Raw genomic sequence first — 21885 nt, 5'->3', positions numbered from 1 at the left:
CGACGCTACTGCCCACCCCGCCCGCGGCGGTCGGTGAGCCAGGCGAGGGGGCGGCGGTGGTGGGGGCGGGCGCGGTTCTCCCAGCGGGGGTTGTCCTCGTTGCGGCGGTAGACGGGGACGCGGCCCGCGATGGTGAAACGCAGGGTGGAGGAGGTGCCGACGACTTCGCCGTCGGCGGCGACGGCCTGCGGGGAATGGGTGGCGACGGTGAGTTCGTGCATCTGGCGTTCGCCGTAGACGCGGCTGTGGCCGATGGCGGCCAGCATCAGGGAGATGACCGCGCGGGTCCGGGAGAAGCGCACGTCGGCGCGCAGCCAGCGCACATCGAGCAGACCTTCGTCCAGGCGCGAGCGGAAGGCGGGGACGGCGCCGTGCGGGTGGTAGGGACCGTTGCCGATGAACAGGAACCACAGGTCGTGCCAGCGGTCGTCGATGCGGATCCGGATCGGTTCGGACCGGTGCAGGGTGGTGATCAGGGCCGCGGCGAAGGCGGGCCACTTGCCCCAGCGGTCCTCCCACTTCTCGCGCAGGCGCACCAGTTCGGGGTAGGCGCCGATGCTGGCGGTATTGATCAGGTGGTGGGTGCGGGTTCCCTCGGGGGTCTCGAATTCGACGGCGGCGATGTCGACTTCGACCGCCTCGCCGGTGCCGGTGGCGTCGACCACCTCGCGCAGGTCGTAGACGCCGAGGTCGCGGGCGAAGTGGTTGAGGGTGCCTGCGGGGACGACCACCAGCGGCAGCTTGTTGCGCACGGCGACGGCCGCGGCGGCGGCGATGGTGCCGTCGCCGCCCGCCGCGCCGACGGCGACGATCGACGGGTCGACGGCCTCCTGGAGCTGCTCGGCGGCATCGCGGCCGGGTTCGGTCTGCAGGAGGGTGGCGCGGGGCAGGGCGGCGGCGATGTCGTCGGTGGGGTCGTAGCCGGAGTCGCCGGAGCGGGGGTTGATCAGCAGCAGCAGGCCGGCGCCGTCGGCGAGGACCGGTGCGTCGTGCACGACGTGCGCGTCGGCCTCGTCGGATTCGCGGATCGGCCACCAGCGGCGGGTGGTCAGCGCGACACCGGTGCCGACGGCGGCACCCACCAGCACATCGGAGGGCCAGTGCGCGCCGGTGTGGATGCGCGAGTAGGCGACGGCGGCGGCCACCGGCGCGACGGCCAGCGCGGTGCGCGGGCTCTCCAGCGCGACGGCCGTGGCGAAGGCGGCGGCATTGGCGCTGTGCCCGGACGGGAACGACGAGGACGCGGGCGCTTCGATCAGGCGCCGGCCCAGCGGCATGAGTTCGGCGGGCGGGCGGCGGCGCGGGATCAGGGTCTTGAGCACCAGATTCACCAGGAAACTCGACCCGGCCAGCGCGATCACCCCGCGCAGCGCGGCGCGCCGCGGCGGGCCGGGTTCGAGCGCGAGCACCGCGGCGGTGGCCAGCCACAGCCCGCCGGTGTTGGCCGACCTGGTCAGCCGCAGCATCCCCGTGTCGACGCGCGACGCCGGAATCCGCGACACCGCCCGGCTCGTCGCGGCGTCGATCCGGGCGACATTCTGGAACCTGCGGCCGGGCAACTCACTCACGGCACCGACCCTACCGCGTCCCCCACCGGTGGCGGCGCGGCTGTCGCATCGTGACGACCCCGAATCACGCTGGGACAGGCAGTATCTGCCCGCCGAGCCCGCCCGCGCGGGGGGAAGCGGCCCGGCGGGCGTGCGTACCTCGGACCCGATCCGCGCCGTGTCGGCGATAAGCTCGGGCGATGACCGACTCCCACCTGTTGCAGGGCCCGATCCACGATGTCCACGTCGAACTCGGTGCCACCTTCGCGCCGTTCGGGGGGTGGGCGATGCCGGTCTCCTACGCGGGGACCGTGGGCGAGCACACCGCGACCAGGACCACGGTCGGGCTGTTCGACGTGAGCCACCTGGGCAAGGCGACCGTGCGCGGGGCGGGCGCGGCGGAGTTCGTGAACTCGGCGCTGACCAACGACCTGGGCCGCATCCGGCCGGGCAAGGCCCAGTACACGCTGTGCTGCACCCCCGAGGGCGGGGTGATCGACGACCTGATCGCCTACTACGTCGCCGACGACGAGATCTTCCTGGTGCCCAACGCGGCCAACACCGCCGCGGTCGTCGCGGAGCTGCGGAAGGTGGCGCCGGAGGGGATCACCGTCACCGACGAGCACCGCGACTACGCGGTCTTCGCCGTGCAGGGCCCCAAGTCGACCGAGGTGCTCGCCGCGCTCGGCCTGCCCACCGACATGGAGTACATGGCCTACGCCGACGCCGAATGGCAGGGCCGCCCGGTGCGGGTGTGCCGCACCGGCTACACCGGCGAGCACGGCTACGAGCTGCTGCCGACGTGGGACGACGCCGAAGCGGTCTTCCGCGCACTGGCTGCGCAGGTCGAGGCGGCCGGTGGCCAGCCCGCCGGTCTCGGCGCCCGCGACACCCTGCGCACCGAGATGGGCTATCCGCTGCACGGCCACGAGCTCTCGGTCGACATCACCCCCAACCAGGCCCGCACCGGCTGGGCCGTCGGCTGGAAGAAGCCGGCGTTCTGGGGCAAGGCCGCGCTCGAACAGGAGAAGGCCGACGGACCGCGCCGTCTGCTGATGGGCCTCGAGGCCATCGACCGCGGCGTGCTGCGGCAGGGCCAGACCGTGCTGCGCGACGGCGCGCCGGTCGGGGAGACCACCTCGGGCACCTTCTCGCCCACGCTCAAGGTCGGCATCGCGCTGGCGCTGCTCGACACCGAGGCGAAGCTGGAACCGGGCGACGAGGTCGAGGTCGACGTGCGTGGGCGCAAGCTGCGCGCGAAGGTGGTCAGGCCGCCGTTCGTCGACACCAACACCAAGTGACCGCACCCGCCGGATATAGGATCGCATCATGACAGTCGCTGCACAGTTCACTCGTATTCCGCACCCCGCGCCCCTGGCGGCGCAGCAGCGGGAAGAGGTACTGGCGGCCCCCGGATTCGGGCGCTTCTTCACCGATCACATGGTCTCCATCGACTACGCCGACGGCGCGTGGGGCAACGCACGCGTCGAACCGTACGGTCCGCTGTCGATGGACCCGGCCACCATGGTCTTCCACTACGGCCAGGCCATCTTCGAGGGTCTCAAGGCCTACCGGCAGGCCGACGGCAGCATCGCCACCTTCCGCATCGACGCCAACGCGGCGCGGTTCCGCCGCTCGGCGGCGCGCATGGCGATGGCCGAACTGCCCGAGGAACTGTTCATCGAATCGGTGCGTCAGCTGCTCGACGTGGACGCCGACTGGGTGCCCGCGGCCGGTGGCGAGGAATCGCTGTACCTGCGTCCGTTCATGTTCTCCACCGAGGCGGGCCTGGGTGTGAAGCCCGCCGCCGCCTACAAGTACCTGCTGCTGGCCTCGCCGGCGGGCGCGTACTTCCCGCGCGGGGTGAAGCCGGTGCGGGTGTGGCTGTCCACCGAGTACGTGCGCGCGGCACCCGGCGGCACCGGCGAGGCGAAGGTGGCGGGCAACTACGCGGCCTCGCTGCTCGCGCAGGCCCAGGCCACCGAGAAGGGCTGCGACCAGGTGGTCTGGCTGGACGCGTGCGAGCGCAGCTACGTCGAGGAGATGGGCACCAACAACCTGTTCTTCGTCTACGGCACCGGCTCCGAGGCCCGCCTGGTGACCCCGGAACTGTCCGGTTCGCTGCTGCCCGGCATCACCCGCGACTCACTGCTGACGCTGGCCGCCGACTCCGGCTACCCGGTCGAGGAGCGCAAGGTCTCGGTGGAGGAATGGCGCAAGGGCGCCGAGTCCGGCGAGATCAGCGAGGTCTTCGCCTGCGGTACGGCCGCGGTGATCACCCCGGTCGGCTGGGTGCGCTCGACCGAGGGCGAGTTCAGCATCGGCGGCGGTGAGCCGGGCGAGGTGACGATGGCGCTGCGCGACACGTTGACCGGCATCCAGCGCGGCACCTTCGCCGACACCCACGGCTGGATGCGCACGCTGTAGGAATTCCACCCGAGCGGGTTTCCCTTTCACGGGGAACCCGCTCGTGGCGTTTCAGCCCGGCATGAGGGCCTGCCATTGCTGGAGGGTCTGGGGGCGCAGGACGTAGTTGCTGTCTTTGATGGAACCCAGTGCGGCGCTGGGGGCTTCGGAGTACCAGTGGCCGGGGTAGACGGTGGGGTTGCCGTCGAGGGCGGCCAGGCGGCGCAGGCTGCGGAACATCTCGTCGGAGTCACCGCCGGGGAAGTCGGTGCGGCCGCAGCCGTCGACGAACAGGGTGTCGCCGGAGATGAGGCGGTTGTCGAACAGGAAGCACTGGCTGCCGGGGGTGTGGCCGGGGGTGTGCAGTAACTCGATCTCGAAGGCGCCGACGGTGACCTTGTCCCCGTTGTCGTGGCCGGTCAGCTCGCTGGGGGCGATGCCGGTGGTCTGGGCGACCCAGTCCAGCTCCTGCTTGTTCACGTGCACCGCGACGCTGGTCTTCTCGAGCAGTTCGGCCACCCCGCCCAGGGTGAAGCCGAGCATGGTGCCGCCGACGTGGTCGGGGTGGTGGTGGGTGGCCAGCACGCCGCTGACCCGCATGCCGTCGGCCTCGGCGACCTCGACCAGGTCCGAGGCCTTGTACGCCGGATCGACCAGCAGGGTCTCACCCGTCTCCCGATCGCCGATCAGATACGCGAAATTGCGCATCTGGGTGGCGATCGGATCGCCGACGGCGTAATCCCGGCCGGACAACAGCTGGCGGAAGTAGAGGCGCTCGGAAGACATGGCGTCCACTGTATTGCCACCGGTGTGCTGGGGAGGCAACCGAGTACCGATGAGCGGACGGTCTGTGCGACGGCACAAGTGCCCGATGCCGGTCTTGTGACCACTCGGAGTTTGCCGGGACGCGGCGACCCGGCTAGATCGTGAGCGAAAAGCCAACGGCGGCAAGCGAAACCGTGATCTCCACGACCGCGCCGAGGATGTCGCCGGACAGCCCTTCGAAGCGGCGCGCGCAGTGCCGCACGATCAGCCAGGTCGCCGCGAGGGCGATCGCGGTGACGAGCGGGCCGAGCCAGAGGGTCGCGGGGACCGCCACGCAGGCCCCGGCGAGCGCGGCGACCGACCAGCCCGCCACCACCACGGGCCGCTGGGTGCCCGCGACCAGCGCCCCGAAACCGGCCTCGGGAGCGGCGGGAATCCCGGTGCGGCACGCGACGACCACGGCCACCCGGCCCACCGCGACGGCGAGCGCGATCGCCCACCACCGCTGCTGCCCGGCCAGCGCCGCGAACGCCACCGCCTGGATACCGATCGCGAAGATCAGCGCCGCCACCCCGAACGGCCCCGCGCCCCCGGACTTCATGATCTGCCGGGCCCGCTCCGGCGGACCGTAACTACCGAGCCCGTCGACGGTGTCGGCCAGGCCGTCCAGGTGCATGCCCCGGGTGAGCAGGGCCAGCAGGCCGACGGTGAGCAGCCCCGCGAGCAGGGGGTCGAGTCCGGCCCGGCCGAGCGCCCACATCGCGCCCGTCGCGATCGCGCCGAGAATCAGGCCGACGACCGGGGCGAGGGTGATCGCGTGCCCCGCGCCGCGGCGATCGACGGTCGCGGGCCCGGAGATCGGCGCGACCGTGAGCCAGGAGACGGCCAACCGCACGGCGTTCACAGCGACACCGGCCGCCACCACGACGTGGTCACGCGCGTGCGTCCCGGGATCGATGCGCGGGGTGCGCTCACTTGGTCAGGTCGAGCGCGGCCGGTTCGTCCTCGGCGGTGCTCACGCCCGCGTCGGCGAAGGTCGACATCTCGGCGAGCGCGGCGACCGCGGCACGCACGATCGGCAGGGCGGTCAGCGCGCCGGAACCCTCGCCCAGGCGCAGGGACAGGTCGATGAGCGGGTCCAGGCGCAGGTGCTTCAGGGCCAGGTCGTGAGCCGGTTCGGTGGAGCGGTGCGCGGCCAGCCACCAGTCCTTGGCGCCCGCGGCGAGGTCCTCGGCGACCAGGGCGGCGGCGGTCACCACCACGCCGTCGAGCAGGACGGGGGTGCGGCGGACGGCGGCCTGGGCGAGGAATCCGGCCATGGCGGCGAAGTCGGCGCCCGCGGCGACGCGCAGCAGGTCGACCGGGTCCTTGGCGATCGGGCGGGCCCGGCGCATGCCGTCGCGGATCGCGGCGACCTTGCGGATCCAGCCCGCGTCGTCCACGCCGGTGCCGCGGCCGACGGCGGCGACCGGCTCGGTGCCGGTGAGGGTGGCCACGAGCACGGTGGCGGGGGTGGTGTTGCCGATGCCCATGTCCCCGGCGACGAGCAGGTCGGCGCCCGCGTCGATCTCCTCGTCGGCGATGGCGCGACCGGCGGCCAGCGCGGCGGCGACCTCGTCCTCGGTCAGCGCGTCCTCGCGGTCGATGGCACCGCTGCCGCGGCGGATCTTGTGCGCCGACACCGTGGGATCGGTGTCGCCGTCCACGGCGATGTCGACCACCCGCACGGTCGCGCCCGCGACGGCGGCCAGCGCGTTCACCGCGGCGCCGCCGGCCAGGAAATTGGCCACCATCTGCGCGGTGACCTCACTGGGGTAGGCCGACACACCGTGCTTCGCGACGCCGTGGTCACCGGCGAAGACCACCACGCGGGCCCGCTCGAACTGCCGTGGCGGGCACACGCCCTGGCAGGCGGCGACCCAGTTGCCGATCTCCTCGAGCCGTCCCAGCGATCCGGCCGGCTTGGTCAGCTGCCGCTGGCGCTGCTCGGCCGCCGCGCGCACCCGCGCGTCCGGGGCCGCGACCGGGTCGAATCCGTGAGTCACTAGCAAGCCTTTCGACAGTGGTGCCGGGTGTCGGACTCATCTTGCCCGGATCGGGTGCCGTCGCACAGACCGGCCCGGATCATTTCAGCCGGACCGGCAGCCCGGCCACGATGAGGAACGCCTCGTCACACACCGCCGCGAGCCGCTGATTGAGGGTGCCGATCTCGTCACGGAACAACCGGCCCGAGCGGGTCGCCGGGATGACACCCAGGCCCACCTCGAGCGAGACGATCACCAGCCGCCCCCGGTACTCGGCCACCGCGTCGACCAGTGTGTCGCAGTCGGGGGACACGGTGCCGCGCGGTGCCTCCCAGGCCGCCCTGGCGTCGAGCCGCGCGGTGAGCCAGGTGCCGATGTCGTCGAGCAGGACGGCCGGTCCCGGCTCGCCCAGAACCGTTGCGGGCTCGGTGTTCTCGACGGTCGACCAGTGCGCCGGACGCCGCTCCCGATGACCCGCGACCCGCTCGGCGAAGTCGTCGTCGGCCGGATCGAGCACCGCCGTGGCCAGATACCGCACCGCGGGCTCGTCGCTCAGGAGATGCTCGGCGAAGGCCGATTTCCCGGACCGGGCGCCGCCGAGGACAAGGGTGCGGACAGACATCCGAGCACCGTAGCAACCGACGGCCGCCCGACCCACGTCCGGCAGCGGCGAAACCGTGGCCGCCGACGCGCCGATCCTGGACCGCGGGTCAGCGGAACACGGCGGCGTGGCGTCGCGCCCAGGTGGCGAAAGGGCTGGGCGCGCGACCCAGCAGGTCCTCGACATCGGGACTGACGCGCGACTCCTCCTCGGTCGGGTCGCCGAGAATGGCGAGGGTGGTCTCGACCGCGTCCGGCGGCATGAACGCGAGCATCTGTGCCCGCGCCTGATCCGGGGTCTGCTCGACGAAACGCACCGGCTCGCCGAGGAGATCGCCCAGCGTGCGCGCCCGTTCCCTCGGGGTTTCCGGGGCGGGCCCGGTCAGGACGTAGATCCGGCCCGCGTGCCCGTCCTCGCGCAGCGCGACCGCGGCCACCGCGGCGATGTCCGCCGGGTCGACGAAGGGCACGCCGGTGTCACCGAAGGGCGCGCTGACGGTCCGCTCGGCCCGGACCTGCTCGGCCCAGGCCATGGCGTTCGACTGGAAACCGCTGGGCCGCAGGAAAGTCCAGGTCAGCCCACTTCGCCGCACCGCGTCCTCGATCGTCTTCCCGAATTCCCCGTGTGACGCGCTGTCGGGCCGGGTGCTCACGCCCTGGGACGACAGCAAGACGACATGGCCTACCCCCGCGGTTTCCGCCGCCGCGAGAATCGCGGGGACGTCCGCGGCGAAGGAACCGGGGGAGAAGAGCAGGAACAGCTTCTCCGCCCCGTGGAACGCCTCCGCCACGCTGTCGAGGTCCCTCAGATCCGCGGCCACGTGCCGCACGCCGTCCGGGAGTTCGTCCGGAATCCGGCGCGACACCGCCGTCACCTTCTCGCCCGCCTCGGCGAGGATCCGCACCAGCGGTTGTCCGACATTCCCGGTCGCTCCGGTCACCACGATCACGACTACTCCTGAGTTAGTTGACTGACTAACTCGAACGGTAACGGCTTCCGCCGCGGTTGTCCATGCCGGGTCGTCAGGCGGAAAGGGCGTCCAGGATCAGCGGGCGGGCGGTGGCGAGGGCCTGCTGCCAGTACGGCCAGGTGTGGGTGCCGTTGAGGATGTCGACGCGGGCGGAGACACCCAGCTCGGTGACGCGGTCGCGGAAGATGCCCGCGGCGACCGCGGCCATGGACTCGAGCGCCATCGCGTTGACCGTGTTGCCGAAACCGTTGGCGAGGTCGGGGGAGCCGGGCATGCCGTTGCCGGTGGTGACGTAGATCGGCAGGCCGCGCAGCAGTTCGGCCTGCACGGTGGCGTCGTTGCGCGCCCACGCGGGATCGCCGGGCGGGCCCCACATGTCGTCGACGGCGAAATTGCCCTCGTCGATCATGGCCGCGCGCATGGCCTGGTTCCACATCGGATAGGTCGGATTCACGAATCCGGAGAACGAACCGGCGAAACGGAACTGGTCGCGGTGATGGGCCGCCAGCACGAGGGCCGCGTTACCGCCCATCGAGGCGCCCACGATCGCGTTGTTCGTGCGCGAAACTCCGTACCCCGCGAGGAAATCGGGGAGTTCGCGGGTGAGGAACGTTTCCCATTTGTAGGTGACGGCCTGGTTGTTGGTGCTGCTCGCGCGGTACCAGTCGGTGTAGAAACTGGAATGGCCGCCGACGGGGAACACCAATGTCACGTCGTCACCGGCGAATCGGCGCAGCGCGTCGGTGTCGGTGGTCCACTGGTTGTGATCGGCGGGCGCGCGCAGGCCGTCGAGCAGGTAGAGCGCCGAACCGCCGCCCCTGGCCGCCCACTGCACCTGCACCGTGATCGGGCCCATCGAGGACGGGACGGTCAGTTGCTCCAAACCACCCGCGGGCGTGCGCGATCCGGGCGGGGCGGCCACCGCGGCGGCCACACCGAGCACCGAGGTGATGATCGCGGCCGCGGCCACACTCAGGACTTTGATCGACCAACGAGAATTACCCGGCCCAGCGCAGAACACCCGATCAGCTGATCAGTGCCCGATGATCCCGTCAAGCGAAATCGCTCGTGATACAACCGTGATAGGCGCCCGATTGTGTTGACTCACAGGGCTTTCGCGTCAACATGACGATCGCGTGACACTCACCGCCGCGCACCGAAACGGCGCCGGTATTCGGTGGGTGCGATGCCGACCTGCCGCTGGAAATGGTGGCGCAGCAGCGCGCCGGAACCGAAACCGCAGCGCTCGGCCACCCGGTCCAGCGGCAGATCGGTGGCCTCGAGCAGTCCCTTGGCGAACAGCACGCGCTGCGTGGTGAGCCACTTGACCGGGGTGGTGCCGGTCTCGGCGGCGAAGCGGCGGGCGAAGGTGCGGGTGGACATGCCCGCGCGAGCCGCCAGATCGTCGACGGTGTGCAGTTCGGCCAGGTTCTCGGTGAGCCAGCTCAGCGTGCCCGCCAGGCCCGCGGTGGTGCAGGTGGGCACCGGCTGCTCGATGAACTGGCGCTGGCCGCCGTCGCGCTGGGGCGGGACCACCATGCGGCGGGCGATGCCGTTGGCGGCCGCCGAGCCGATCTCGCGGCGGACCAGGTGCAGGCAGGCGTCGATGCCGGCGGCGGTGCCCGCGCTGGTGATCAGGTTCCCCTCGTCGACGAACAGCACGTCGGGGTCCACCGTCGCCTCCGGGAACTGGGTGGCCAGCCGGTCGACATAGCGCCAGTGGGTGGTGCATTTGCGGCCGTCGAGCAGGCCCGCCGCACCGGCCAGGAAGGCGCCGGAACACACGGTGAGCACGGTGGCGCCCGCGGCCGAGGCGTCGCGGACGGCCCCGACGACGCGCGGGTCGTAGGCGTGCTCGACATCGATCGGGAAGGCCGGGACGGCGACCAGGTCGGAGTGGGCGAGCTCGTCCAGGCCGTAGTCCGGGGTCACCGTGACGCCGGGAGTGGTGGAACGCAAGGGCTTGCCGGGCTCGACGCCGCACACGCGGAAATCGAAGCCGGGCAGACCGTCGCCGGTGCGGTCGAGCCCGAAAACCTCACAGACCACGCCGAATTCGAACATGGCGAGCCGGTCGTTGAGGACCACGGCGACCTTCGACAGCATGCGTTCATGCTATCTGGCTGAATCTTTGCGCACAATGACAGAACAGCCACTTTCGGCGGAAAACCGACGAGCGCAAACTTTCTGCCATGGTTACTTTTCTTGTCGTCCTCGCCGTCATCATCGGATTCGCCGTGCTGATCGGGCGCGGCACCGCCGGATCGACGGGCATCGTCGACCGCGACGCCCAGCGGATCACCGCCGAACTCACCGCCATCGCCGGCTACGCGAGCAATATCCCGCGCGGCCACAGCTGAGACGACGAATGCCGCCCCACCGGCGCGGTGGAACGGCATTCGAGCAGTTCGGAGAGGGTCAGATGGCGTCGCCGGGGCCCACCTGCGGCTTGGGAGCGCGCATCTTGCGGATCTGCGAGGCGCGCACGAAGGCGTACCAGCCCAGCTTGAAACCGGTGTCGGTGGTGTCGGGGAACCGCTCGATCACCCGGTTGTTCACGATCTTGCCGAGCACGAAACCCTCGATGATCATGAACACCATCATCACCAGCATCGCCAGGGTGACGATCGTCTGCAGGCCGGGAGCGACGAACATCGACATGATCAGCACCAGCGCCATCGGCATGAACAGGCCGACCAGATTGCGCCGGGCATCGACGATATTGCGCACATAGGCGCGCACCGGGCCCTGATCGCGCGGCAGCAGGTACTTGTCCTCACCGGCCAGCATGCGGGCGCGACGCTCCTGCACGGCGGCGCGGCGATCCGCGGCGGCGGCCTTGCGGTCTTCCTTGTTGCCCTTGGCGGCCTTGCGGCGGGCGCGCGCTTCCTTGGCGGTCATCGGGGCGGGCGCCACCGGGCCGCGTCGCTTGCCCTCCGCGTCACGCCGTTTCGGCGTCGGACGGCCCTTGCCGGGAGTGGTCGACGAGGAAGCGGCGGCGGCCTGATCTGCGTCCGGCACCGAGGGGTCGACGGACTCGTCGATGGTGCTGGACTCGTCACGACGGAACAATTTCACGTTCACCAGGCTATTCGATGGGGCCCGCGCGGGGGTAATGCGGTCCGGGACGCGGTGCGCCCGGTCTCATCGGCCCCCGCCGCGTGACCCGGATCACCCGGCGAGCGGGGGTAGTGTGGGGCGAAGCACCCAGGGCGTGTCCACCGATCGACGTGCGGGTGGCAAGATAGGAATAACAGCGAGCGCTGCGACGTTGATGTGTGTCGTGCGCTGTGCACCTGAGGTCCGTTGACGGGCTGAGTCGAATTAGGAGTGTCCATGACTGTGCAGAACGAGACCGCCACCGAGACCCACGGTGCGACGCTGACCGACGCTGCCGCCGCCAAGGCGAAGGCGCTGCTCGACCAGGAAGGTCGCGACGACCTCGCCCTGCGCATCGCCGTCCAGCCGGGTGGCTGTGCCGGCCTGCGCTACCAGCTCTTCTTCGACGACCGTGTCCTCGACGGGGACATCGTGGTCGAGTTCTCCGGCGTCAAGCTCGCGGTCGACCGCATGAGCGCCCCCTACATCCAGGGCGCCTCGATCGACTTCGTCGACACCATCGAGAAGCAGGGCTTCACCATCGACAACCCCAATGCCACCGGTTCCTGCGCCTGCGGCGATAGCTTCAACTGACATTCGGTGCTTCACGTAACCCCGTATCCGAACGTGCGGGGTTACGTCGAGGTGAACCGCGGGGGTTGTGGCGCTTGCTACCGTTGAAGTCCGGGATCGGGTGATCCCGGGCTTTTTCTGTTTCCCCGCCTAGCGTCGAAGGGGCCCTGCCTCGTGTCTGTTGCTGTGTCCGCGTCCATCGCCACCGACCACCTCATGCGATTCCCCGGCAAGTTCGCCGATGTGCTGCTTGCCGATCAACTCGATCATGTGTCCCTGAGCTTCCTCGTCGACGATCTGCAGATCCGTCGTGGCGGGGTGGCGGGAAACATCGCCTACGCGATGGGCCTGCTGGGGCAGCGGCCGCTGCTCGTTGGCGCGGTGGGGGCCGACTTCGCCGAATACCGGAAGTGGTTGGAGGACAACGGCGTCGACTGCTCGGCGGTGCACATCTCCGGCACCGCGCACACCGCGCGGTTCGTCTGCACCACCGACGAGGCGATGGCGCAGATCGCGTCGTTCTACCCCGGGGCGATGAGCGAGGCGCGCGATATCGACATCGCCGCGATCGCGGCCGCGCACGAGGTGGACCTGGTGCTGGTCGGCGCCAACGATCCCGAGGCGATGGTGGCGCACACGCGCCAGGCGAAGGCGCAGGGCATCGCCTACGCGGCCGATCCCTCCCAGCAGCTGGCCCGCCTGGACGGCGAGCAGGCCGCCGAACTGGTCGACGGGGCCGCCTACCTGTTCACCAACAAGTACGAGTGGGGCCTGCTGCTGCAGAAGACCGGCCTGAGCGAGGCCGAGATCGCCGCCAAGGTGGGCATCCGGGTGACCACGCTGGGCGCCGAGGGCGTGCTGGTGGTCGACGCCGACGGCACCGAGGTGCGCGTCGGCGTGGTGCCCGAGGTGGCCAAGGTCGACCCGACCGGCGTCGGCGACGGCTTCCGCGCCGGTTTCCTCACCGCCCACCGCGCCGGCCTGAGCCTGGAACGCGCCGCCCAGCTCGGCTCCCTGATCGCCGTACTGGTCCTCGAGACCACCGGCACCCAGGAATGGACCCTGAACAAGGACGAAGCCGTCGAACGCCTCACCAAGGCCTACGGCACCGACGCCGCCGACGAACTCTCCGCCCTGCTGTAGGCCGGACCCTTCGACGCCCCCGGACCGTTCGGGTCCGGGGCGTCGTCGTGCCTACCAGTCGGCGACCTCGGCCGGAACGAACTTCGGGCCCGACTTGGTCCAGGTACCGTCCTGGGCGCGGTCCACGCGAAAAGTACCCACGTCACCGGTCCGGATCCAGAGTTCCTCGGGCGCGGTGGACAGCCAGCCGACCACATAGCGATGATGCCTGCTGGTGCTGTACTTGTCGGTCCCGTGGAAAACCTCTGCGCCGGTGCGGGTATCGACGATCGACACGAACATGGACAGGTCCCCGTCCGGATTGACCCTCGCCTCGTAGAAGCCGCTGGGTGAGATCGCCGAAGTCCCGGGAACGGCGAACCGGGCCTGCGCGGTCGTCGGCTCCCGATCGGTAGCGTCGTCGGCCGGGCCACACGCCCCCGTGAGCACCACCCCTGCGAGCACCAGACCCAGCACCGTCCGGCGCCTCATTTCGGGTACCCGCTCTGACTGAGCACCTTGCCGGACGCGTCCATGATCAAGGTGGTGTTCCCGGTCCAGTTGATGTGGATGTTGTACGGGTCGGCGGTGCCGAGCGTGATCGCCTCCGCGATCGCGCTCTTGGTCTGATCGGAGCCGTACTGCGGATTCGGGTCGATGATGTCGTTCCAGGTGTAGCTGTTGTACATCGTCACCTCGTAGGTGCCGTCCCCGAGTGGCTTGACCGTCGAGTTCGGCACGAAGGTGAAATCGCCGACGGTCGAGTCGGTTCCGTGTAGATACTGATAGCCGATGATGGCCTCGCCGTTCTCGATCTCGGCGTGCAGGCTCTGCGGCGTACCGGCCTGCGAGGGATTGCCGTTGGCCAGGTAGCCCTGCAGCGCCGCCTGGGCCGCCGTGGTCACCGGCTCATCGAGTTGGCTGCGCAGCAGCTGGTTGTTCTTCATGTACTCCGACCACTCCGGGTCGCTGTTGATGTACCAGTCCCCGCCGCCGGTCAGATAGCGCTGCAGTATGGCGCGGCCCTGCGGGTCGGAGGTGGTGTCCCAGATCTCGCGGCCGTCGATGTTCTGAGGAGCCGGGCTGATCAGCGTCTCGCTATCGGCGAGTGTGGCGAAGGCCTGCTCGATCGCCGTGGCCACCGTTGCCGCCGCCGTACCGGCCTGGGCGAGTGCCTGCTTGACCGCAGTGCTGGAACTGTCGGCGTCGACCTGCAGCGCGCCGGCGGCGAGCGCGTAGGACGTGGCGTCGGGCAGTTGCGTGAGCAGCGTCTGGTGGGTGGTGGTCGACAGCGAGACGGTGCCGTCGCCGGCGACCTCGTTGCCGTTGGTCTCAGCCGTGCCGACCGCGCGCTCGACCGCGGTGCGGGCAGCGTCGACCTCGGTCGCGCCGGCACTCGCGGCGGCGGCGCCGTCGGTGAGGGCGGTGATCAGGATCTTTGTGGCGGTGCGCAGGGTGTCGTGGCCGGCGCGCATGGCGGTACCAGCGTCGCCGCGCCAGAAATCGAGACTGCTGTCGACAGCGCGATAGGCGCTGTCATCGATGGTCGCCAGCCCGCGTGCCTGCTCGGACCACCGCGTCGCCAGTGTGGACAATGTCGTCGGCTGCCAGGACAGGACCTGTGCGACCGTCAGATCGGTGGCGTCCGGTGTCCCGGTGGATGATGTGGCCATGTCTCCCCGTTCCCCATGTACTTCCCTTCGTGGGCCAGCATAACGGCGAACGCCCCCTGATCTTTCGATCGAGGGGGCGTCCGGGCCGGGAAGCTACAGGGACACCGGGTAGGTGGGTTCCTGGATTTCGGGCTTGATGCGGTTCTCGACGAAGATGCCGTGCCAGATCATGAAGACCAGCAGGGTCCAGAGGCGGCGGCTGTGGTCGGACACGCCTGCCTTGTGGTCGCGCAGCATCTGGTGGACGGCGGCCTTGTCGATGAGGTGGTCGGTCTGGGAGTCGGCGATCTGGGACTCGGCCCAGTCGTAGAGTTCGGTGCCGCGCAGCCAGTGGCGCAGGGGGACCGGGAAGCCGAGCTTGGCGCGGTTGAGGACGTGGTCGGGGACGATGCCGTCCAGGGCCTGGCGCAGCGCGTACTTCGAGGTCTCCTTGGTGATCTTCTGGTCGTAGGGCAGGCCCTGGGCCACGCGCATGACCTCGTTGTCCAGGAACGGCACACGCAGTTCCAGGGAGTTGGCCATGGTCATCTTGTCGGCCTTGACCAGGATGTCGCCGCGGAGCCAGGTGAACAGGTCCAGGTGCTGCATGCGCGCGACCGGGTCCCAGCCGGCGGACTGGGCGTAGATGGGGGCGGTGACGTCCTGATGGGTCCACTCGGGGCGGAACTCGCGCAGCACCGCGCGCAGCTGGGCGTCGTTGAAGCTGCGGGCGTTGCCGTAGTAGCGGTCCTCGAGGGTGAGCGAGCCGCGCTGCAGCAGCGACTTGCCGCGCTTGCCGTCGGGAATGCGGTCGCCGAGCTTGCCGACGAGCTTGCGCAGCCCGGCGGGCAGATACTCGAAAGGCTTGAGCGACAACGGCTCCCGGTAGATGGTGTAGCCGCCGAACAGTTCGTCGGCGCCCTCGCCGGAGAGCACCACCTTGACGTGCTTGCGGGCCTCCTTGGCCACGAAGTACAGCGGCACCAGCGCCGGGTCGGCGACCGGGTCGTCGAGGTACCAGACGATCTCGGGGATGGCGGCGGCGAACTCGGCGGGCGAGACCACCTTGACGATGTGGCGCGCGCCGATCAGCTCGGCGGACTCGGCGGCCACGTCGACCTCGGAATAGCCCTCGCGCTCGAAACCGGTGGTGAAGGTGATGAGCTTCGGGTTGTGCCGCATGGCCAGGGCGGCGATGGCGGTGGAGTCGATGCCACCGGACAGGAACGAGCCGACGGTGACATCGGCGCGCATGTGCTTGGCGACGGAGTCCTCGAGCGCGGCGGCGATCTCGGCGTAGCGGGCCTGCGCGGCGCCCTCGGCGAACGGGCGCACCCGGAAGTCGGGCCGGAAGTAGCGCGTGGCCTGGGGCGCCTGGCCGACCCGCACGGTGGCGTAGGTGCCGGATTCGAGGCGGCGGATGTTCGCGTGCAGCGACTCGGGCTCGGGCACGTACTGCAGCACCGTGTAGTGCTCGAGGGCGCGCGGGTCCAGGTCGTCGGAGACGCCGAGCGGGCTCAGCAGCTCGAGCACGCTCTTCTTCTCGCTGGCGAAGGCGGTGCCGCCGGGGCCGGTGGCGTAGAACAGCGGCTTGATGCCGAACGGGTCGCGCGCCAGGAACAGTTCCTGCTTCTCGGTGTCCCAGATCGCGAAGGCGAACATGCCGCGCAGCTTGCGCACGGCCTCGGGGCCCCAGAAGTGGAAGGCGGCCACGATGGACTCGCCGTCGCCGTCGGTGGCGAAGATCTTGCCCTCGGGGAATTCGGCGCCGTGCTCGGCGGCCAGCTGCTCGCGCAGTTCCAGGTAGTTGTAGATCTCGCCGTTGAAGGTCATGGCGTAGCGCTGCGGGTTGTCCGCGGGGCCCCAGCGCAGCGGCTGGTGCGAGTGCTCGATATCGATGATCGACAGGCGGTTGAAGCCGAAGATCATGTGCTCGTCGTGCCAGGTGCCCTTCTCGTCGGGCCCACGGTGCCGCTGGCAGTGCAGGGCGTCGTACACCTGATCGACCACCTCGGTCGTCGCCGTCTCAGCTGTCAGGAATCCGAGCAGTCCGCACACGGTGTCGGCAACCTTCTCTCGTTCGATGATGGGGTGGCCACGGGCGGGCCGAAACGCTGTGTCCGAGTATGCCGCACCCGGCGCCGACACGCCGCGCTCACCCGGTCACCGGGACCCGGCCCGACCGTGGCGATGATCAAACCGCAGGTCGCGACGATCGGTGCGGTCACGGCGGAGTGTCGAAAGCGACCCCGCGGCAAGACAGTGCCCGCTTTGGTCTACGCTGCGTAGTACTCAGGTCCTTCTCAGGTGTGCAGGCATCACAGCGGCAATACTCGAGGGCGGCCTGAAACTGCTTTGAATACGCGTCGGCGCGGGCGAATCGCGGCCTGCGACGACGCGATGTGTCGGAATGTGTGGCGACCAGGAAGGCGTGAGCGTGGCGCACAAGGCGAGCGAAGAGATCGGGGCTCGACCCGTTCGGGGTCGGCAGGGCCGTCTCCTTCGACGGGCCGGGCTGGCGGTGTCCTTGGGGATCACTGCCGTCCTCGTCTCGGGCTGCTCGATCGACAATGTTTGGCTGCGGTTCGGCTGGCCCTCGGGCATCACGCCGCAGGCCACCCGGATGCGGGAGCTGTGGACCTGGTCGGTCCTGGCCGCGCTCGCCATGGGCGTGCTGGTCTGGGGTCTGACCTTCTGGACCATCATCGTGCACCGCAAGCGCAAGGACTCCCCGGAGTTCCCGCGCCAGACGGGCTACAACGTGTCGCTGGAGCTGACCTACACCGCGATCCCGTTCGTGATCATCGCGGTGCTGTTCTACTTCACCGTCGTCGTGCAGAACTACGTGCACGAGAAGACGGACAACCCGGATGTCACCGTCGACGTGACCGCGTTCCAGTGGAACTGGAAGTTCGGCTACCGCAACGTGAACAACGTCGGCGGGATGACCTGGAACGGCATCGACACCGAGCGGGAACTCCTCAACGAGGAGCAGCTCGAGCAGTACAAGGAGCGCAAGAACGACGAGGGTCACCCGCAGCCGGGCCCGGTGCACGGCAAGCCGGAGAACGACATCCTCTCGTACCTGCACTACGACAAGGTCGAGACCTACGGTTCCAGCACCGAGATCCCGGTCCTGGTGCTGCCCACCGGTAAGCGCATCGAGTTCCAGCTCGCCGCCGCCGACGTGATCCACGCCTTCTGGGTGCCGGAGTTCATGTTCAAGCGCGACGTGATGCCGAACCCGAAGGAGAACCACTCCGACAACGTCTTCCAGATCTCGGAGATCGAGGAGGAAGGTGCCTTCGTCGGCCGGTGCGCCGAGATGTGCGGTACCTACCACTCGATGATGAACTTCGAGGTCAGGGCCGTCTCGCCGGAGAAGTTCGCCCAGTACCTGAAGGCGCGCCAGGACGGCAAGACCAACGGTGAGGCGCTCGAGTCGATCGGCGAGTCGCCGGTGGCCACCTCCACGTACCCCTTCAACACCAAGCGCGATCTCAAGAGCGCTTCGGTGAACGAGAGCAAGTGAGGATTCTGATATGAGGATCGAAGCGCGGATCTTCGAACTGCTCACGGCGTTCTTCATCCTGGTGGGCATCGTCTACGGCTTCTTCACCGCGCAGTCGCGCACCGGCATCGAATGGGCCGGTACCACCGCGATCGTGCTGACCGCCGGTCTGTCGCTGATCATCGGCACCTACTTCCGGTTCGTCGCGCGCCGCATCGACCTGCGGCCCGAGGACTACGAGGAGGCCGAGATCGTCGACGGCGCCGGTGACCTGGGCTTCTTCTCGCCCGGTAGCTTCTGGCCCATCACCCTGGCGGCGGCCGGTTCGGTCACCGCGCTGGGCCTGGCGTTCTTCCAGTTCTGGCTGATCGGCCTCGGCGTGGTGCTCGTGCTCGCCGCGGCAGCCGGCCTTGTCTTCGAGTACTACCTGGGTGCAGAAAAGCACTGAGTTCTTGGAGCGCTGGCGCGCTCGAGTCGCGGCCCCTTGGGCCTCGCTCCCGAGAGGCGATACTTCGGCTTCGCCGGTACGTCTCGCCTCTCGGGAGCGAGGCGGCCGCGACGCTCGCTGCGCTCGCGAGGCCTCCTCGGGGTCGGCTCCCACGGGGAGATTTGAGGATGTAAGGCGAAAGGCTCCACCGGATTCCGGTGGAGCCTTTCGCGTTGTCGCCTTCTAAACGCTGTAGCGCAGGGCTTGTTCCGAGCGGCAGATGTCGTCGATGCGGGTGACGATCTCGCGCAGTTGCTCGGAGGGCAGGGCGGAGGGGCGCAGGCGGCAGGTGAAGGTGATCAGGCCGTAGTCGGCGGGGGACAGGCCGCGGGCGGCGGCTTCGGCGCGCAGGTAGGCCGAGCGGACGCCGTAGGTCATCGCGGAGATGACGGTGAAGCAGCCGGTGCGCTCGCGGTGGCCGGCGAACAGGTCGTGCAGGCCGTAGAAGACCGAGCCGTAGTTGGCCAGCGGGGCGAACACGCCGACGCGGTAGGCGGGGCCGCGCTCGGAGGAGTTGATGACCGTGTCGGCGAGGTATTCGGCGTCGCGCATGGTGAGCACCTTCGGCGCGAACATCAGCGCGCCCGCGGCCGCGTTGCGCACCGGCATGCCCGCGCGCCCGCCGGCGGCCGAGGCGATGGCGCCCAGCGACTTGCGGGTGCGGGTACCGACCTCGCGCCGGGCCCGCAGGCCGCGGGTGGGGGCGGTGGGGTAGAGGCTCGACCACTGGCCGAAACGGACCGCGCCGAGGTTCACCTGGCCCGCGCCGACCGGCCGGGCCACCTTGATCGCGGCGGTGTCGACCCAGCGGCCCACCTGCAGCGCCGCGCTGCCGGGATTGGTGATCTCGGTGGTGGCGTGCTCGACGAAGGAGTCGAAGTCCAGGAAGCGGTCGGCGTCGGTGGTCAGCCAGGTGTGGTCCTTGTCGACCTCGACCACGTCCAGGGTGAGCGCGGTGATGATGCCCGCGCGCCCGCCCGCGCCGAGGATGCGCTGGAACCGCTCGGTGTGATGACCGCGCCCACAGGTGCCGATCCGGCCGTCGGGGTCGACGTACTCGAGGTCGACGATCTGGTCGATGAACATGCCGTAGCGGTGCGAGGCGGTGCTGACACCGCCGACCGAGGCGAAACCGCCCGCGGTGATGTCGCGGTGATCGCCCACCACCGGCAGGCCGAGGCCGTGCGCGCCGAGCCTGCGGTCGATCTCGGAGAGCTTCGCGCCCGCTTGGACCCGCACGGTGCGCCTGCCGAGGTTGATGTCGAGCACCGAGTTCATCTTGCGCAGCGAGAGCACCCCGCGCTGGTCGGCCAGCCCGTAGGACTCTTCGGTCTGTTCGCCGCCACGCACCGTCAACCGTTCCGAACGATCACGCGAATCGCGTACAGTGCGAACGACATCCGCGGTGTCGGTGGGGAGATACTCTTCGGAGATGACGGTGTGCGGCGTGCCCATGACCGCATAGCTAACCACAGCCGGGCGATTCTCGCCCAGGGTACTTCGCAGCTATTTCGCCGCGGGCGTGAGTTCCTTGCTGAACAGGACTTTTCCGGTCGAGTCACACAGATTCACCGTGAGCGCGCGGGAGCGGCCGTCGATGCGGACCTCGCCGAAATGCTGGTACCCGGGATCGAGCGGGGAGGTGTTGGGCGTGGGCGGCGCGTGCACGAAGACGGCTTCGGGCCCGAAGGTGGGATCGAGCTCGTTGGGGCCGAAGGCGCCGGCGTTGAGCGGACCCGAGACGAACTCCCAGAACTCGTCGAAATCGGTGAAGGCCGCCCGCGCCGGGGAGTAGTGGTGCGCGGCGGTGTAGTGCACGTCGGCCGTGAGCCAGACGACACCGGTGACCTTGTTCGCCTTGATCGCCGAGAGCACCTGCGCCACTTCGGTTTCCCGCCCCGAGGGCGCACCCGGTGTGCCGTTGGCGGGGCCCTCCCAGGCGGTTTCGCCGTCGGGGACGGCCAAACCCAGCGGCAGATCGGCGGCGACGATCTTCCAGGTGGCCGTCGAATCGCGCAGGCCCTCGATGAGCCAGCGGGTCTGGGCGGGGCCGAAGATCTGGCCCGCGGGGCCGGTGTTGGGTCCGTTGAGGTCCTTGTAGGCGCGCATGTCCAGGACGAACACGTCCAGCAGCGGGCCGTAGGAGATCTTGCGGTAGAGGCGCCCGTCGACGGCCTCGGCGGGCGCGAGCGGCATCCACTCGTGGAAGGCCTGCCAGGAGCGGGCGGCGAGGATGTCCATATTGCGCTCGGTGTAGTTCTTGCTCGCGGAGACCGTACCGCCCGGTGACCAGTTGTTGGTGGTCTCGTGGTCGTCCCACTGCACCACCTGGGCGACGGCGGCGTTGAAGCGGCGGTAGTTGTCGTCGGTGAGGTTGTAGGCGTAGTTGCCGCGGAACTGGTCGAGGGTCTCGGCGGGGGCGTTCTTCGCCTCGGCGGTGACATTGCGCCAGACGCGGCCGTCGGGCAGCGTCACGGATTCGGCCAGGGCGTTGTCGGCGTAGATGCCGTCGCCGGAGTGCAGGAACAGGTGCGGGTCGCGCTCGGCCATGGTGGCGAAGACCTTCATGCCGCCGAGGTCGGGGTTGATACCGAAGCCCTGGCCCGCCACGTCACCGGACCACAGCAGGGTGATGTCGGAGGCGGTCGTCGGGGCGGTGCGGAAGACACCGGTGAGGGGTTCGGAGGCGGCGCCGTTCTCGCCCTCGAGGCGGACGCGGTAGTGCACGAGCTGACCGGACGGCAGGCCGTCGAGCCGGAACCGGCCGGTGCCGTCGGAGCCGGGGGTGAGCACCGGGCCGGTGAACCGGCGGACCTCGGCGAAGGATTCGGTGGCCGAGGTCTCCACGATCATCGTCGCGGGGCGGTCGGATCGCGCCCAGATCAGGGCGCCGTCGCTGCGCGGGTCGCCGGTGGCGATGCCGTGGGTGAGGGTGGGACGCTCGCGCACGAGCGCCGGGCCGCCGTCACGACCACAGGCCGCGAGGGCGGGCGCGGTCACCAGACCGAGGGCGGCGGCGCGCAGCACGGTGCGCCGGGACACGGGGAAAACCGAACCTGACATGCCTGACACCGTGCAGCGCGGGAGACAACATCGGGTCGTCGCCGTGGCAACACCGGGTGAACGCT

21 protein-coding genes are annotated in these 21885 nt (G+C 69.8%); 7 read left to right on the top strand and 14 right to left on the bottom strand.

What is annotated here, in order from left to right; genetic code table 11:
• Positions 1–5: 5 nt before the first annotated feature.
• Positions 6–1568, bottom strand: coding sequence for a phosphatase PAP2 family protein (locus tag ACWEMY_RS07800; protein WP_452389338.1), 1563 nt, complete (start codon positions 1566–1568; stop codon positions 6–8).
• A 179-nt stretch (positions 1569–1747) separates the two neighbouring features.
• Between ACWEMY_RS07800 and gcvT the strand changes: the two genes are divergently transcribed.
• Both gcvT and ACWEMY_RS07790 read left to right on the top strand, forming a co-directional pair.
• Entirely contained in the window at positions 1748–2848 is a 1101-nt protein-coding gene (gcvT, locus tag ACWEMY_RS07795) for a glycine cleavage system aminomethyltransferase GcvT (protein WP_452389337.1), read from the top strand.
• Between the two features lie 28 nt (positions 2849–2876).
• Positions 2877–3974 carry a branched-chain amino acid aminotransferase gene (locus tag ACWEMY_RS07790; RefSeq protein ID WP_452389336.1) on the top strand — a complete coding sequence of 366 codons (1098 nt, stop codon included), beginning with the start codon at positions 2877–2879 and terminating at the stop codon, positions 3972–3974.
• Positions 3975–4025: 51 nt separating this feature from the next.
• On the opposite strand, the gene ACWEMY_RS07785 is transcribed toward ACWEMY_RS07790, so the two are convergent.
• The 7 genes from ACWEMY_RS07785 to ACWEMY_RS07755 form a co-directional block, all read right to left on the bottom strand.
• Positions 4026–4739, bottom strand: a complete 714-nt coding sequence (locus ACWEMY_RS07785; protein WP_452389335.1) for an MBL fold metallo-hydrolase — start codon at positions 4737–4739, stop codon at positions 4026–4028.
• Between the two features lie 133 nt (positions 4740–4872).
• On the bottom strand, positions 4873–5622 hold the full coding sequence (locus tag ACWEMY_RS07780; protein ID WP_452389334.1) for an adenosylcobinamide-GDP ribazoletransferase: 750 nt from the start codon (positions 5620–5622) through the stop codon (positions 4873–4875).
• 67 nt (positions 5623–5689) lie between these two features.
• Positions 5690–6763, bottom strand: coding sequence for a nicotinate-nucleotide--dimethylbenzimidazole phosphoribosyltransferase (cobT, locus tag ACWEMY_RS07775; RefSeq protein WP_452389333.1), 1074 nt, complete (start codon positions 6761–6763; stop codon positions 5690–5692).
• 79 nt (positions 6764–6842) lie between these two features.
• The gene (locus tag ACWEMY_RS07770) at positions 6843–7364 is read right to left on the bottom strand and encodes a bifunctional adenosylcobinamide kinase/adenosylcobinamide-phosphate guanylyltransferase (RefSeq protein ID WP_452389332.1); all 522 of its coding nucleotides are present in this window, start codon (positions 7362–7364) and stop codon (positions 6843–6845) included.
• Positions 7365–7452: 88 nt separating this feature from the next.
• A complete protein-coding gene (locus tag ACWEMY_RS07765; RefSeq protein WP_452389331.1) occupies positions 7453–8292 on the bottom strand; it encodes an NAD(P)H-binding protein in 840 nt (279 codons plus the stop codon).
• Between the two features lie 73 nt (positions 8293–8365).
• Positions 8366–9283 (bottom strand): alpha/beta hydrolase, encoded by a 918-nt coding sequence (locus ACWEMY_RS07760; protein ID WP_452389330.1) that lies wholly within the window; start codon positions 9281–9283, stop codon positions 8366–8368.
• 173 nt (positions 9284–9456) lie between these two features.
• Positions 9457–10419, bottom strand: coding sequence for a helix-turn-helix domain-containing protein (locus ACWEMY_RS07755; RefSeq protein WP_452389329.1), 963 nt, complete (start codon positions 10417–10419; stop codon positions 9457–9459).
• An 86-nt stretch (positions 10420–10505) separates the two neighbouring features.
• On the opposite strand from ACWEMY_RS07755, the gene ACWEMY_RS07750 reads away from it, so the two are divergent.
• Entirely contained in the window at positions 10506–10673 is a 168-nt protein-coding gene (locus tag ACWEMY_RS07750; protein WP_452389328.1) for a hypothetical protein, read from the top strand.
• A 58-nt stretch (positions 10674–10731) separates the two neighbouring features.
• On the opposite strand, the gene ACWEMY_RS07745 is transcribed toward ACWEMY_RS07750, so the two are convergent.
• On the bottom strand, positions 10732–11334 hold the full coding sequence (locus tag ACWEMY_RS07745) for a DUF3043 domain-containing protein (protein WP_452389413.1): 603 nt from the start codon (positions 11332–11334) through the stop codon (positions 10732–10734).
• Positions 11335–11649: 315 nt separating this feature from the next.
• Between ACWEMY_RS07745 and erpA the strand changes: the two genes are divergently transcribed.
• Positions 11650–12006: an iron-sulfur cluster insertion protein ErpA gene (gene erpA / locus ACWEMY_RS07740; protein WP_067496006.1), complete on the top strand. Its 357-nt coding sequence runs from the start codon at positions 11650–11652 to the stop codon at positions 12004–12006.
• A 195-nt stretch (positions 12007–12201) separates the two neighbouring features.
• On the top strand, positions 12202–13128 hold the full coding sequence (locus tag ACWEMY_RS07735; protein WP_375937939.1) for a carbohydrate kinase family protein: 927 nt from the start codon (positions 12202–12204) through the stop codon (positions 13126–13128).
• 51 nt (positions 13129–13179) lie between these two features.
• Here the strand turns inward: ACWEMY_RS07735 and ACWEMY_RS07730 are convergent, their stop codons facing one another.
• From ACWEMY_RS07730 to asnB, 3 genes are all read right to left on the bottom strand, one after another.
• On the bottom strand, positions 13180–13599 hold the full coding sequence (locus ACWEMY_RS07730; protein ID WP_452389327.1) for a hypothetical protein: 420 nt from the start codon (positions 13597–13599) through the stop codon (positions 13180–13182).
• The gene (locus ACWEMY_RS07725) at positions 13596–14780 is read right to left on the bottom strand and encodes a hypothetical protein (RefSeq protein WP_452389326.1); all 1185 of its coding nucleotides are present in this window, start codon (positions 14778–14780) and stop codon (positions 13596–13598) included. Before ACWEMY_RS07725 ends, ACWEMY_RS07730 begins: the two co-directional genes overlap by 4 nt.
• A 93-nt stretch (positions 14781–14873) precedes the next feature.
• Positions 14874–16817, bottom strand: coding sequence for an asparagine synthase (glutamine-hydrolyzing) (gene asnB, locus ACWEMY_RS07720; RefSeq protein WP_452389325.1), 1944 nt, complete (start codon positions 16815–16817; stop codon positions 14874–14876).
• A 352-nt stretch (positions 16818–17169) separates the two neighbouring features.
• Between asnB and ctaC the strand changes: the two genes are divergently transcribed.
• Complete coding sequence (ctaC, locus tag ACWEMY_RS07715; protein WP_375937615.1) at positions 17170–18291, top strand: aa3-type cytochrome oxidase subunit II; 1122 nt, start codon at positions 17170–17172, stop codon at positions 18289–18291.
• Between the two features lie 10 nt (positions 18292–18301).
• A complete protein-coding gene (locus ACWEMY_RS07710; protein ID WP_278265502.1) occupies positions 18302–18718 on the top strand; it encodes a cytochrome c oxidase subunit 4 in 417 nt (138 codons plus the stop codon).
• Between the two features lie 222 nt (positions 18719–18940).
• Here the strand turns inward: ACWEMY_RS07710 and ACWEMY_RS07705 are convergent, their stop codons facing one another.
• Positions 18941–20212, bottom strand: coding sequence for an FAD-binding oxidoreductase (locus tag ACWEMY_RS07705; protein WP_452389324.1), 1272 nt, complete (start codon positions 20210–20212; stop codon positions 18941–18943).
• 51 nt (positions 20213–20263) lie between these two features.
• The gene (locus ACWEMY_RS07700) at positions 20264–21820 is read right to left on the bottom strand and encodes an alkaline phosphatase D family protein (protein WP_452389323.1); all 1557 of its coding nucleotides are present in this window, start codon (positions 21818–21820) and stop codon (positions 20264–20266) included.
• Between the last annotated feature and the right edge of the window lie 65 nt (positions 21821–21885).

This window comes from Nocardia sp. NPDC004415, assembly GCF_053602435.1.
Note: the sequence above shows the minus strand (reverse complement) of the source record. Positions and strands in the feature narration are given on the sequence as shown.